At 34.3% G+C, this 15331-nt stretch carries 7 protein-coding genes; all 7 read left to right on the top strand.

Features of this window, described 5'->3' with window-relative positions; translation table 11 throughout:
- Positions 1-31 precede the first annotated feature (31 nt).
- The 7 genes from BXU10_RS14925 (at position 32) to BXU10_RS14895 (ending at position 15312) form a co-directional block, all read left to right on the top strand.
- Positions 32-4069 carry a hybrid sensor histidine kinase/response regulator transcription factor gene (locus tag BXU10_RS14925; RefSeq protein WP_078228131.1) on the top strand — a complete coding sequence of 1346 codons (4038 nt, stop codon included), beginning with the start codon at positions 32-34 and terminating at the stop codon, positions 4067-4069.
- Positions 4070-4298: 229 nt separating this feature from the next.
- The gene (locus BXU10_RS14920; RefSeq protein ID WP_031453606.1) at positions 4299-5171 is read left to right on the top strand and encodes an inositol oxygenase family protein; all 873 of its coding nucleotides are present in this window, start codon (positions 4299-4301) and stop codon (positions 5169-5171) included.
- A gap of 65 nt (positions 5172-5236) precedes the next feature.
- Positions 5237-8377 (top strand): glycoside hydrolase family 2 TIM barrel-domain containing protein, encoded by a 3141-nt coding sequence (locus BXU10_RS14915; RefSeq protein ID WP_078228130.1) that lies wholly within the window; start codon positions 5237-5239, stop codon positions 8375-8377.
- A 245-nt stretch (positions 8378-8622) separates the two neighbouring features.
- Positions 8623-9771, top strand: coding sequence for an acyltransferase family protein (locus BXU10_RS14910; RefSeq protein ID WP_078228129.1), 1149 nt, complete (start codon positions 8623-8625; stop codon positions 9769-9771).
- Between the two features lie 72 nt (positions 9772-9843).
- The gene (locus tag BXU10_RS14905) at positions 9844-11481 is read left to right on the top strand and encodes a sodium/sugar symporter (protein WP_078228128.1); all 1638 of its coding nucleotides are present in this window, start codon (positions 9844-9846) and stop codon (positions 11479-11481) included.
- A 96-nt stretch (positions 11482-11577) separates the two neighbouring features.
- Positions 11578-13017: a glycoside hydrolase family 28 protein gene (locus BXU10_RS14900; RefSeq protein WP_078228127.1), complete on the top strand. Its 1440-nt coding sequence runs from the start codon at positions 11578-11580 to the stop codon at positions 13015-13017.
- Positions 13018-13326: 309 nt separating this feature from the next.
- Positions 13327-15312, top strand: coding sequence for an alpha-L-arabinofuranosidase C-terminal domain-containing protein (locus tag BXU10_RS14895; RefSeq protein ID WP_078228126.1), 1986 nt, complete (start codon positions 13327-13329; stop codon positions 15310-15312).
- Positions 15313-15331 lie beyond the last annotated feature (19 nt).

The following is a 15331-nucleotide window of genomic DNA, read 5'->3' as shown; positions in this document are numbered from 1 at the left end:
AAACCACATCTGCATTTTATAATTCATTTTTATGAAAAAAAATACTTTTTTACGATTAGTTACCTTACTTATTTTTTACTATTCGCATTCGCAGAATATAAAATTTACGCATTATAATGACAACAACGGATTGTCACATAATTCGGTTAGGCATATTGTGCAGGATAAAAAAGGTTTTTTGTGGTTTGGAACTTTTTTTGGATTGAATCGTTTTGACGGTTATCAATTCAAAACCTACATGAGTTCATCACCGGGTAATAATAAATTGTACAATGATGATATTACAGCATTAGAATTAGATGAAGCATCAAACCATTTATGGATAGGAACGCGAAAAGGGTTGACGCTTTTTAAAATGGACACGCATGTTTTTGTGACTTTTTTGCCTAAAAAAAATGACCCAAACAGTTTGCCCGAAGGCGAAATACGATCGGTATATGTAGATAAATTTAAAAGAGTTTGGGTAGGCACTAAAAATCAGGGGCTTTATATGTTTTTTTTGAATGAAAACAGGTTCGAAAAGATTCCAATAAAAGGTTTTGATTATGTAAAAGAAATTTTCGAAGATAAAAAAGGAAATATCTGGGTAGGAAGTTATGATAAAGGATCTGTTGCCAAAATAACTTTCGACAGCAAAGGAACAATCGTAAAAATGAATAATTATACGCTTTCTGTACCTTATTCGACTGAAAAAAACCCTTACATCAATTTTATTTATGAAGATGCTAAAGCCGATATTTTTGTGGGAACCCGAAAAGGACTCTACAAATTAGATAAAAAAAAGAATCAATTTGTAAATTTATATATTGAAAACAAAGAAATCAGAGGTAATTTAGGCCCTTATTTTTTATCAGTTGCTAAGGCTCCGGATGGTAAATACTGGGTAGGAACTTTAGGAGGTTTGTTGGTTTGCAACCAATTAGAAGATATCCAAAAGGGTATTTACAAGTGGTATTATTCAGTCCTGTCAGATGATACATCTATCGTTGATAATTTAATTTCTGCTTTATATTTTGATCGTGCAGGAGTTTTATGGATTGGGACAGAAGACGGTCTCGACAAGTTTGATCCATACGAAAACCAATTCGCACTTAATAAAGATATTTCCCGCTACATTGGCAATCAGGCACCTCGTATAAGAGGGTTTTCTAAAACATACGACGGAAAAGTAATTGTGGTTACCAGTCATAACGGACTTTTTATTTCAAACGCAAAAGGGTTTACGCCTTTGTACAATAAATCAATCGATATATCCAGTATTTATTCTGAAGACGGCAAAATTTTTTATTGTGGTCTTTGGGATGGCAGAATGATGGTGTACAACTACAGCACCAATTCATCAAAAGAAATCAATCTTGGTTTTGATACATCGCCAATTTTTGCTTTCAATAAAATAGGAAATCAATCCTTAATGGTAGGTTCGTTTGGAGAAGGAGCTGTTATATTAAATACACAAACTTTAGAAGTACAGGCTTCAAAAGGCAAATTACTTCCGGGTTTTCAAATAAATGCCATAGAAAAAGATGCTCAAAATAATGTTTGGTTTGCAACAGAAACAGGCGTTGTAAAATACAATCCATTGTCAGGTAAAATAGAAACTTACAAATCCCTTTCTAAAAAAGAAAACGGATTACCCAATGAGGACAATGTGAGTGATATTATGATTGACAAAAAAGGTAAAATATGGGCATCAACACGTTTTGGATTATGTTTGTACAATTCTAAAAAAAACACTTTTGCAACAATAAAAAACTTTAAGGAAATCTCCGGTACATGGATTACAGATATGTTATCAGATGCAAACGGAAATTTATGGCTAAATATCAATAATAATAGCATTGCCTGGGTAAAATCTGATTTAAAAGAGATTAATATTTACCATGTAAACAGTGGAAACAGGCTGGATGTTTTTAGCTCAAGCGGTTTTTTTAATTTTAATAATTCTACAATTTTTCTGGGAGGTAAAAACGGTGTTATTTCTTTTTCTCCACAAACAATGAAGAGAAACAACTGGTCGCCAGAACCTGTTATTACCGAATTTAAAATTCAGAATGAAGAAATCTTTCCGGAAATGGAAATTAACGGAGATATTCCGCTTTCAAAAGAACTGAATTATGGTAAAAAGGTTGAACTCAATTATAAAAACCGTAATTTTTCATTACAATTTTCGACTCCGTCATTTGCAAACGAAAAACTGAATAAATTTCAGTATATGCTTGAAGGCTTTGACAAACATTGGATTACCGCAAACAGCAATTCAAGAACAGTTCAGTATACTAACCTTTTTCCAGGCAAATATGTATTTAAAATAAAATCCAGTAATAGTGATGGTCACTGGAGTAAAGTTGTTTCGTATAAAATAAAAATTCTTCCGCCTTTTTGGTTAACGCCTATATCCTTTTTATTGCTCTTTTTGTTACTGGTTTCTATTTTTTATTTTATCAGAAGAGAAATTAAAAATCGTATCCGGTTAAAACAGGAATTACTTACCGAAAAAGTAAACAGAGAGCATGATGTAAAACTGAATAATGAAAAGCTTCGATTTTTTACTAACATTTCGCATGAGTTAAGAACGCCGTTAACGCTTATTTTAGGTCCTGCCAAGCAATTATTGGATGAAAGCAGTAATGCGACAGATTATGAAAAAAGCAGGTACAATCTTATTTATCAAAATGCCAGCAGATTGTTGAATCTCGTGAATCAGGTACTTGATTTTAGAAAAGCGCAGTCAGGTGAATTAAAACTTAAAGTTTCAAAAACAGATATTCTGACCTATTCTAAAAATATCTTTGATTCTTTTAAAGAAATGGCATACAATAAGAAAATTAAATTAAATTTCATTGCTGAAAACGAAGATATTACAGGTTGGGTAGATAATGATAAGTATGATAAAATTCTATACAATCTCTTATCTAATGCATTGAAGTTTACCAATAAATATGGCAATGTAGATTTATTTATCAGACTAAAAAGCAGTACCGAGGAAATTTTAATTCTTGAAGTTATTGATGACGGAATTGGTATTCCTTTAAAAAGTCAGGAAAAAATCTTTAAACGATTTTATCAGGCTACCAATAGTAAAGCTCATAATACCGGATCGGGTATTGGTTTGTCGTTGGTTAAATCATTAGTAGCCATTCATAAAGGAACTATAACAGTTGAAAGTGCACTCGGAAAAGGAAGTACATTCAGGGTTGAAATTCCTATAGACCGTATTTCTTATGAAAGCAAGGAAGTATTTGAATATGCATTAAAAAATGACAATTTAAGCATGCTGATTCCTGAGAAATCGGTTAAGAAAACAATTCAGAATACAGAATTGAAGCAAAAGATATTGGTAATTGATGATAATATTGAACTTAGAAAATATCTGGTCGATTATTTATCTGATTATTATAAAGTTTATGATGCCGAAAATGGGGAAGAAGGGCTTAAAATCTGTCGACAAATTAAACCAATTTTGTGTGTGGCTGATGTAATGATGCCTGTTATGGACGGTTTAGAATTTTGCAGAGAACTGAAAAGTGATGAATTTATCAGCCATATACCAGTAGTGTTGTTAACGGCACTTGCAGAAAATGTAGATAAGGTAAAAGGATATGATATGGGGGCCGATGGTTATTTGGTGAAGCCATTTGAACCACTATTATTAAAAACGGTTATTGAAAATATTATCAAGTCAAGATTAGAACTTAAGGTGAAATTTTCCGGTGAAGTTGAAAGTAAAGTCAGCCTGCTGACACATTCGCCAATTGATGAGGAATTTATGGAAAAGATCACTAATTTAATTAATAATAATCTAAGTGAACTGGACTTGTCAACAGAATTTTTATGCGATAAATTAGGAGTAAGTTCTTCTAAACTATACAGAAAAATTAAAGAATTAACCGATTTGGCTCCTAATGAATTTATTAGAACCATCCGTTTGAAAAAATCGGCTGAATTGCTGAAAACAAAAAAGTATAATGTTTCTGAAGTAACCAATATGGTTGGATTTAATGATCCGTTATATTTTAGCAGATGTTTCAAAAAGCAGTTTGGTTTTCCTCCAAGTAAGCTTATAAACTAAAAATAAATACCAATTTTTTAAATTTTTCAATTAAAAAAAGTAAATCCCAAATTCCAATCTCAGTGAGCTATTGGAATTTGGGATTTTCAGTATTAGAATTTATTTTTCACAATTTATTAATGTAAAATTCATACAAAATTAAATTCTATCCATGTTTTTGATGTATTAATCCATTTTGATCTGTATATGTAATTCTATTTTTGTCTTATAACTTTTAATTTAAATCTTTATGAAAAAGCATATAGACACTGATAATCCATTGCATAATTTAGATGAGTGGGAAGATGATTTGTTAATCCGATATCCGGATCCGTCTGAGCCCGTTAAAGAAAAAGAAGAATTTAGAAATTATGTAGATTCAGAAAGAGTCGAAACCGTTAGAGAGTTTTACAGAATAAACCACACCTATCAGACATATGATTTTGTGTGTAGCAAAGAACAGGAATTTTTACAGTTCAATAAAAAACAAATGTCAATTTGGGAAGCAGTAGATTTTTTGAACACCCTTGTTGATGACAGCGACCCGGATATTGACTTAGACCAGACACAGCACCTTTTACAGACTTCAGAAGCGATCAGGGCAGACGGTCATCCGGACTGGTTTGTACTTACAGGTTTTATACATGATCTGGGCAAGATTTTATGTTTGTTTGGAGAACCGCAGTGGGCAGTTGTGGGAGATACTTTTCCGGTTGGCTGTGCGTATTCAGATAAGATTGTTTATCCTGAATTTTTCAAAGAAAATCCGGATTATACTGATGAAAGATTCAATACCAAATTTGGAGTTTACACAGAAAATTGCGGTCTTGATAATGTAAAAATGAGCTGGGGACACGATGAATATTTGTACCAGATCATGAAAGATTATTTACCGGATCCGGCTTTATATATGATTCGCTACCATTCATTTTATTCGCAGCATAAAGAGAATGCCTATGCACATTTGATGAATGAGAAAGATATAGAAATGTTCGACTGGGTAAGGAAATTCAACCCGTACGATTTATATACAAAAGCGCCTGTTAAACCAGATGTTAAAGCATTATTGCCATACTATAAAGAATTAGTAGCTAAATATTTGCCGGAAAAATTAAATTTCTAAACGGAATTTACTATTTCTTAAAATTTTGTAATTCTTCTTCTTTGGGAAGATTTAAAATAGAATAAATGCAAAAAATCAAAACGAAAATATTTTTATTTGGTCTGTTAGTAATTTTTGTTTCAGGTGCTGTAGGACAGGAAAAAGACAGAAATGACTGGGAGAATCCGCAAGTATTTCAGATTAACAGAGAACCCGCACGAGCGTCTTTTCTCCCTTATGCAGACGAAGCATCTGCTGTAAGCGATCAATATGAAAACTCACCATGGTATTTTTCCCTAAATGGTAAATGGAAATTTTCCTGGTCCCCAACACCAGACCAAAGGCCAAAAGATTTTTATAAAACAGATTTTAGCACGCTGCACTGGAACGAGATTCAGGTGCCTTCTAACTGGGAATTAAATGGTTACGGTGTACCAATCTATACCAATATTACCTATCCTTTTGAAAAAAATCCGCCTTTTATCAATCATTGGGATAATCCGGTAGGTTCCTATAAAAGAGGTTTTGTACTACCTGATAACTGGAAGGGAAGGCATGTTTATCTTCATTTTGAAGCAGGAACATCAGCCATGTACATTTGGGTAAACGGAGAAAAAGTAGGTTACACGGAAAATACCAAAAGCCCAGCCGAATTTGATATTTCGAAATACCTCAAACCAGGTAAAAATGATCTTGCTGTAGAAGTATACAGATGGAGTGATGGTTCATATCTGGAAGATCAGGATATGTGGAGACTTTCTGGCATAGACAGGAACGTGTATTTGTACAGTACCCATGATATTCGAATTGCTGATTTTTTTGCAAAACCTAATTTAGATACCAATTACAAAAATGGAAGTTTAAATGTTGAAGTAAGTCTAAAAAACCTTACTTCTTCTGCTGTAAACAATCAAAAGCTAACCGCTAAACTGGTTGATGCTTTAGGCGCAACTGTTTTTGTTAAAGAATTGCCTGTAAATTTTGAAGCCAATAAAACGCAGACTATTAATTTTTCTCAAAATGTTTCCGGTCCAAAATTATGGAGTAGTGAGGCTCCTAATTTGTATACTTTAGTCCTGACGCTAAAAAATGAAAAAGACAATATTATCGAAACGACTTCTACCCAAATCGGCTTTAGAAAAGTAGAATTAAAGGGAGGCCAATTATTGGTAAACGGTGTACGATTAATGGTTCATGGAGTTAATATTCACGAACATAATCCGGAAACAGGTCATTATCAGGACCAAGCTACCATGATGAAAGATATCAAGATGATGAAACAGATGAACATCAATTCGGTTCGCTGCAGTCATTATCCGAATAATGTTTTATGGGTAAAACTTTGCAATAAGTATGGTTTGTTTCTGGTGGATGAAGCCAATATTGAAAGCCACGGAATGGGAGTAGAGGGACAGCCTCTAATTTGGATGAATCCAAAAACTAATCCGGGCTATCTTCCGGAATGGAGAGAAGCACATCTTGATAGAATTTATAGTCTTGTGGAAAGAGATAAAAATGCGCCATCGGTAATTCTTTGGTCATTAGGTAATGAAAGTGCCAACGGACCTGTTTTTCATGAAGCCTACAAATGGATAAAAAAGAGAGATAATACGCGTTTGGTTCAGTTTGAACAGGCGAAAGAAAACGAAAATACCGATATCGTCTGCCCGATGTATCCAACTATTGAATACATGAAGGAATATGCAGCACGTAAAGAAGTTACACGTCCGTATATCATGTGTGAATATTCGCATGCTATGGGCAATAGTAGCGGGAATTTTCAGGAATACTGGGATATCATTCGCGGAAGCAGAAATATGCAGGGTGGTTTTATATGGGACTGGGTGGATCAGGGATTTAAAATGAAAGATGAAATAGGGCGCGAATATTGGGCATACGGGGGTGATATGGGTGGTCAAAATTACACGAATGATGAAAATTTTTGTCATAACGGATTGGTTTTTGCAGACAGAACACCACATCCTGGAGCATTTGAAGTTAAAAAAGTATATCAGGATATTTTATTTCAAGGTATTGATGTCAAAAATGGAGTTATTGAAATCATAAACGATTTTGGATTCACTAATTTGAATAAATACGACTTTAAATATCAAATTTTAGAAAACGGAAAAAGTATTAAAGAAGGTACTCTTGATGTTACCCTTAACCCAAAATCAAAAAAACAATTCAAAATTGATTTGCCAAAATTACAGTCAAAAGAAGGAGTTGAATATTTATTGAATGTTTTTGCATATACTAAAACGGGTTCTGAATTACTACCTGAGCATTTTGAAGTGGCAAGAGAACAATTTGTGATTGAAAGCGATACCTATTTTGCGAAAGCAGAATCGACGAATTCTTCAAAAATTAATGAAGAAAAAGACGTATTTGTTTTGAGTTCAGCAGATGTTATTGTTAAAATCAGTAAGACAACAGGATTGATTTCGAATTATAGTTTGAAGGGTGAGGAATACTTTAAACAATATCCGGAGCCTAATTTTTGGAGAGCACCGACAGATAATGATATTGGTAATAAAATGCAGATTAGATGTAATGTCTGGAGAACAGCCGGAAAAAATACCACTTTAGAAAATATTCAGGTTATAGAGGAAAACGGGAAAAAATATGTGACCGCAAAATTAAAGCTTAACGATGTTTTTTCAGATTATATAATCAAATATTCGCTAAATAATGATGGCGCTTTAGAAGTTCAGTCTTCATTCAAAAAAGGCAGCAACACTTTACCTGAAATGCCTCGTTTTGGAATGCTTTTCGTCTTAAAAAACAATTTTGAAAATTTGGATTACTACGGAAGAGGCCCTTTAGAAAATTATCCTGACAGAAACACAGCGGCTTTCAAAGGAATTTATCAAAGTAAAGTGGCAGATCAATATGTGCCTTACACACGCCCGCAGGAAAATGGATATAAAACAGATGTTCGCTGGTTTTCACTTTTAAATAATAAAGGAAAAGGACTGGAAATAAAAGGTCTGCAGCCATTAGGAATCAGCACACTGAATAATTATCCGAGTGATTTTGACGGAGGAATTTCTAAAAAGAATATTCACTCCAGTGATATTACTCCAAGAAATGAAGTGGTAGTTTGTGTTGACTTAACCCAACGAGGATTAGGAGGAGACAACAGCTGGGGATTACCTCCGCATCAACAATATCAGCTTACACAAAATGAATATAGTTACGGATTTGTTATAAAACCAATAGAGTAAAATCAGAATTAAAAAGGTTGCCAAAATCTGCCCCCAATTCAATTTTTAAATATTTCAGTTTTTACACCCGATCACGTTCATTCTGTTGAACGTGACGGTTGTAAAATTTCAAATCATCAAAAATAGTGACTTCCAAAATTTTGGAAAATAGCGTTGAAAATCAATAAATACGAATAAAACAAAACAGTAAGTTGATACTCTGTGGAGGAATCAACAGGTAAAATATGCTTTAAAATATATCCCCTATGAGCAAAATTATTACAAACGACAGATTAGTTTCTTTAGACGTTCTAAGGGGATTTGTTATGTTTTGGATTATGAGCGGTGAACATATCATTCACGCTCTGGCCAAAGCGGCACCAATCCCGGTTTTTGTCTGGATGTCTTCACAATTACATCATACAGACTGGGATGGTATTACGTTTTATGATATGATCTTTCCTGTATTTTTATTCGTTGCCGGGGTTTCGATGCCGTATTCTTTCGATAAAAAAATAAAACAGGCAGGAGTAATCGCACCAAGTGAACTTCCGTCAAATGAAAAGAAAAAAATATACTGGTCCATGTTAAAAAGGACTTGCATTCTGGTATTTCTTGGATTCATAGTCAACGGATTATTGCGTTTTGACGGGTATGACCAAACCCGCTTTGCAAGCGTATTAGGTCGTATCGGAATTGCCTGGTTTTTTGCCGGACTGATTTACTTGAATTTTGATTTAAAAAAGCAGCTTATCTGGTTTGCAGGAATTTTGATTGGTTATTATTTAGCCATGAAACTAATACCTGTTCCCGGATTTGGAGCAGGTGATTTAACTGCAGAAGGATCACTTGAAGGATACATTGACCGTCTTTTACTTCCTGGAAGACTGCACAGCAAAGTATATGATCCGGAAGGTATATTTTCAACCATACCAGCCGTTTCCACAGCTTTGTTAGGAATGTTTCTGGGGACTTTTTTAAAGAAACAAGCAAACATTATTTCAGTAAGTAAAACAATAGGGATACTAGTCGTTGCGGCTATTGTTTTAATAGGCGTGGGACTTCTTTGGAATTATGATTTTCCAATCAACAAACATTTATGGACCAGTTCTTTTGTTTGTTTTGTTGGCGGATTCAGTATTCTGTTTTTTACTTTTTTTTACGTGATTATCGATGTGCTTGGCTTTCATAAATGGGCATTTCCTTTATTATTGATTGGCTCAAATTCGATTTTGATTTACATGGCAGCCGAAGGTGTGGTAAATTTTAAACATACTGCAGATTTTGTATTTGGAGGACTTATCAAATTCGCACCAATTGTTTGGCAACCTGTATTTATAAGCATATCGGTAACGTTTATACAGCTACTTTTGCTTTACTTTTTATATAAGAAAAAATGGTTTTTAAAAATTTAGACGAAGTTTATACTACTAATAACTAAAAACCAACCACCAACTAACAACTATCAACCAAAAACAAGCCTCATTATGAATACTTTACAAAGTGCAGATTACATTGTTTTTCTTATTTATTTTGTGATTGTCGCCTCCTATGGGATGTACATTTACCGAAGCAAGAAAAACGCAACAACCAGTTCAAATGATTATTTTCTGGCTGAAGGCTCACTTACATGGTGGGCGATTGGAGCATCCTTAATTGCTTCAAATATCTCGGCAGAACATTTTATAGGAATGAGTGGTTCCGGTTTTGCCATCGGACTGGCGATTGCTTCTTACGAATGGATGTCGGCTGCAACACTTATTGTAGTGGCCATGTTTATTTTACCTGTTTATCTTAAAAACAAAATATTTACCATGCCACAGTTTTTGGCAAAAAGATACAACGGAACCGTAAGTACCATAATGGCTATCATATGGTTGCTGATCTACGTTTTTGTAAATCTGACTTCGATTATTTACTTAGGTGCTTTGGCTATTTCTTCAATCGCACCCATCAGCTTTCAATTTTGCGTGATTGGATTGAGTTTATTCTCGGTAATAGTAACTTTAGGCGGAATGAAAGTAATTGGTTACACTGATATGTTTCAGGTTATAGTGCTAATTTTGGGAGGTTTGGTTACTACTTATTTATCTTTAACATTATTATCAGAACAGTTTGGTTTTGGAAAAGACATTTTAAAAGGACTTTCTGTTATAGCTGATGAAGCACCGGGCCATTTGCATATGATATTAGAAAAATCAAATCCGCATTATGCTGAATTACCAGGAATTTCAGTATTGGTAGGAGGAATGCTTATCAATAATCTGGCGTATTGGGGTTGTAATCAGTACATTGTTCAAAGAGCTTTGGGAGCCGATTTAAAAACTGCACGAAAAGGAATTTTGTTTGCTGCTTTCCTAAAATTATTAGTTCCAATTATTGCAGTTTTACCGGGTATAGCCATGTATGTGATGCATCAAAGCGGAATGTTTCAACAAGAAATGGTTGATGCTGCAGGTGTTTTAAAACCGGATCACGCTTACCCGACATTGATGAATCTATTACCTGCAGGTTTAAAAGGAGTAGCTCTGGCAGCCTTAACAGCAGCAATTGTTGCTTCATTAGCAGGTAAAGCAAATAGTATTTCGACGATTTTTTCTTTAGACATTTATAAAAAATATTTTAACAGAAATGCTACAGAAAGAAAACTGGTACTTACCGGAAGATGGTGCGTTGTAGTGGCTATGTTTATTGCAGCTCTTGTTGCTCCGGCCTTAAAATCTTTAGATCAGGCATATCAGTTTATACAAGAATATGTTGGTTTCTTTTCTCCGGGAGTTTTAGCTATCTTTTTATTAGGAATGTTTTGGAAAAAAACAACTCCTACAGCAGGACTTGCAGGTGCATTGCTTACAGTTCCAATTGCCGCAGTATTAAAATTCCTTCCAATGTGGACAAACGGTGCTTTTCCTGATTATCCATTTTTAGACCGAATGACAATCTCTTTTTTTATAATAGTCTTTTTAATGGTTGCTATCAGTCTTTTAAACCCTCAATCTGAAAACCAGCTTGAGGCTCATAAAATTGAAGTAGATAAATCAATGTTCAAAGTTTCTTCAGAATTCATTATTGGTTCCTTTATTATTAGTGGAGTATTAGTTGCATTATATACCGTTTTCTGGTAATATAAAAACTGATTGAAGTTTATATAAAATAATTATAAATCTGATTTTCATATTTTTAAAGACTATGATTTGAAGTTTTAATAAAATAAAAAGCAAATGATAAAAAAAGCTATAATTGCAATACTCATTTTTTGTATTTCACTGACTGCTGAATCGCAAAAGGTATATGATATCAAAAAATTTGGAGCAAAAGGAGATGGGAAAACTAATGATGCAGCTGCAATTCAGAAAGCCATTGATGCCTGCAGTAAAACAGGTGGGCAGGTATTGATTCCGGCTCCGTTTACATTTTTGGCAGGACCTTTTAATGTAAAATCAAATGTAGATCTGCATATTGAAGGAGGAGCAAAAATTTTAGCAAGTCCTGATGAAAAATTATATACTGAAAGTGCTTTTCGTGAAAACAAAGGCGAAGGTACAATCTGGATTGGCGGAAAGAACGTAGAGAACTTTAGCATTAGCGGAAGCGGTAAAATTGATGGAAACGGAATCTCATTTATGGGAGCCGAAGAGGAAGATGCCTACATTTTGAAACCTTTCAATATTTTAGACCCTCGTCCTCATGTATTGACAATTATAGGAGGAAAGAATATAAGAATAAAAGACGTTCATATTGGAAATTCAGCTTATTGGACCATTCATCTCGTGGGCTGTAACGACGTAGTCATTAGCGGTATCACATTACTAAACAGCTTAAAAGTTCGTAATAGTGACGGAATTGATTTGGATCATTCAAAAAATGTCCGCATCAGTGATTGTTATATCGAAAGCGGTGATGATTGTATTTGCTTAAAAAACAGAAGAGAATTTGAAGAATTTGGTGCCTGTGAAAACATAACGGTTACCAATTGCACAATGACCAGCAGTAGTTGTGCTATTAAGATTGGTTCAGAAAATATGGATGCCATCAGACAGGTAGTTTTCAATAATTGCATCATTAAAAAAAGCAATCGTGGCGTAGGAATTCAAAATCGTGATGAAGGAACTGTGAGCGATGTTATTTTTTCGAATATGATTATCGAAGGTCAGCTAACGACTGATACCTGGTGGGGCAAAGCAGAACCTATTTATGTAACCGCTTATAGTCGTGCTAGTGGAAACCACAAAGATGCCAACTGGCGTTTCCCGAAAGGGGCTACAGAAGGAAAAGTAGGGGCAATCAGTAATATTTATTTTACCAACATTCAGTGTTTTGGAGAGAACGGAGTTTATGTTAGCGGTGAAACTAAAGACAAAATAAAAAATATCGTTTTTGAAGGCGTTAATATTTTTATTGATAAAACATCTAATTTTCCTGGAGGAGTTTACGACCGTCGCCCTTCAAAATTGGACGGTTTTGTAAAAGGGAGTACATCAGGATTTTATTTTGATACAGCAGAAAGTATAAAAGTTCAGAATTGTTCAGTAACCTGGGGTAAAAACAAACCGGATTATTTTAAATATGCTGTTGAAAGCAAAAATGTAGCTATTTTGAAAGTGAATAATTTAGATGGAGAAGCGGCTTTTCCGGAGAAATATGAGGCTGTGAAAAAATAATCCCGAAGTAACAGATTTTAAAACAAATGTTTACATAGTTTGGATTATTAAAATTATATAAGTTTTACGCTTAGTTTGTCATTCCGAGGAACGAGGAATCTCCATTAGAAGCTCGACAAAGATTAATAACCGTTGCGGAGCTACTTGCGAAGATTCCTCGTTCCTCGGAATTATAAAACTCTGAGGATAATCCTTGATTTAAATTAAATCTTTATTTTCCTGAACAATTGTTTATTAAAAATAGTTAAGTCGAAAATATTGTAAAACTTTAAATACATTAGCCAGACTAAATTATCGACCCTTTTACAAATGAAAAATACTATAATTACTAAAATAATCATTGGCAGTTTGCTATTCAGTGGTATTGGCGTACATGCACAAAAAACAAATTTAGAAGTTGACGTTGCTAAAACCATTACCAAAATCCAGCCTACTATGTTTGGTTTGTTTTTTGAAGATATCAATTTCGCTGCAGACGGCGGTTTGTATGCAGAAATGATTAAAAACCGATCTTTTGAATTTGAAAAACCTTTGATGGGATGGGAGCAGCCTAATACAAAAAGGTCTTCTTTGAATATGAATTCGGGTGTTGCAACTCCTATAAAGGTAGCAGAAAACGAAACCAATCCAAATTTCTGCCGTGTTCTTATAAATTATGACAAAGGATATGCTATCATAAATGAAGGTTTTAGAGGAATGGGCGTAAAAAAAGATGCGAAATACAATCTTTCTTTAAAGGCGGCCAATCATAACAGTGCTATCAAAAAAATAATTATTCAGCTTATTGATAAGGATAAAAAGGTAATTGGTGAAACGAGTATTGTTCCTGCTTCAAATGAATGGGAGTGTTATTCGGCACAATTTACAGCGACTCAGACTGAAGCAAAAGCCAAATTAAAGATAACTTTTGAAGGAACAGGAACGATTGATCTGGATATGATTTCGCTTTTTCCTGAGGATACATGGAAGAATAGAAAGAACGGCTTACGCAAAGATCTTGTACAGCTTTTGTATGATATGAAACCGGGATTTTTGCGTTTTCCGGGCGGCTGTATTGTAGAAGGAAGAACTTTGGCAGATCGCTATCAGTGGAAAAAATCGGTGGGCGATATTGAGAATAGAAGAACGATGATGAACCGCTGGAATGTAGAATTTAACCATAAACAGACCCCGGATTATTTTCAAAGTTTTGGATTAGGATTTTATGAATATTTTCAGCTTTCAGAAGATATTGGTGCAACACCATTACCTATTTTAAGCTGTGGAATGGCTTGTCAGTACAACACAGGTGAATTGGCTCCAATAGAAGAATTAGATCCTTACATTCAGGACGCTTTGGATTTAATTCAGTTTGCCAATGGGGCAGAAGATACCGCTTGGGGGAAATTACGCTCTGATATGGGACACCCAAAACCGTTTAACCTTAAATACATTGGTGTTGGAAACGAACAATGGGGACCGGATTATATTGAAAGATATAAAGTTTTTGAAAAAGCAATAAAAACCAAATATCCAAACATTATTATCGTTTCAGGAAGCGGCCCTTCGCCTGATGGTGAACATTTTGACTTTGCAATGGCAGAACTTAAAAAACTGAACGCAGAATTGATAGACGAACATTATTACAAAAGTCCACAATGGTTTAGGGAAAATGCTTCCCGTTATGATAATTACGACAGAAAAGGACCAAAAATATTTGCCGGTGAATATGCTGCGCAAAGTGTTTCGGGAGCAAATCCAAATAACAGAAACAATTGGGAATGTGCTTTTTCTGAAGCAGCTTTCATGACCGGATTAGAAAGAAATGCAGAAGTTGTCAATATGACCTCGTATGCTCCGTTAATGGCTCATGAAGATGCATGGCAGTGGACACCGGACATGATTTGGTTCAATAATCTGGAAGCTTATGGTTCAGCTAATTATTATGTTCAAAAATTATTTTCAACCAATAAAGGAACTGATTTATTAAACATTACCAAAGAAGGAAAACCGTTAACCGGACAAAATGATCTGTATGTATCTGCCGTGAAAGATATAAATACTAAAGAGATCATTATAAAACTGGTTAATACAGCGGTAAAATCACAAGATATTACAATTGATTTAAAAGGAAGCAAGTTAGTAGCAAAAGGATCAGTAATTACGCTTACAAGTCCAAATTTACAAGATGAAAATACTTTTGCCGAACCTAAAAAAATAAGCCCGAAAGAAAATGTGTATAATTTGAAAGGAGAAAAAGCAGAAATAAAACTGCCAGCTTATTCGGTCGTAGTTTTGAAGTTAAAAATTAAATAAATACTTATATAGAATTGAA

It is taken from the genome of Flavobacterium sp. LM4 (assembly GCF_002017935.1).
GTDB lineage: Bacteria > Bacteroidota > Bacteroidia > Flavobacteriales > Flavobacteriaceae > Flavobacterium > Flavobacterium chungangense.
Note: the sequence above shows the minus strand (reverse complement) of the source record. Positions and strands in the feature narration are given on the sequence as shown.

Coding starts and splice junctions, on each gene's coding strand:
- BXU10_RS14925 (WP_078228131.1), top strand. CDS start 32: ATGAAAAAAAATACTTTTTTACGATTAGTTACCTTACTTATTTTTTAC.
- BXU10_RS14895 (WP_078228126.1), top strand. CDS start 13,327: ATGAAAAATACTATAATTACTAAAATAATCATTGGCAGTTTGCTATTC.
- BXU10_RS14915 (WP_078228130.1), top strand. CDS start 5,237: ATGCAAAAAATCAAAACGAAAATATTTTTATTTGGTCTGTTAGTAATT.
- BXU10_RS14920 (WP_031453606.1), top strand. CDS start 4,299: ATGAAAAAGCATATAGACACTGATAATCCATTGCATAATTTAGATGAG.
- BXU10_RS14910 (WP_078228129.1), top strand. CDS start 8,623: ATGAGCAAAATTATTACAAACGACAGATTAGTTTCTTTAGACGTTCTA.
- BXU10_RS14905 (WP_078228128.1), top strand. CDS start 9,844: ATGAATACTTTACAAAGTGCAGATTACATTGTTTTTCTTATTTATTTT.
- BXU10_RS14900 (WP_078228127.1), top strand. CDS start 11,578: ATGATAAAAAAAGCTATAATTGCAATACTCATTTTTTGTATTTCACTG.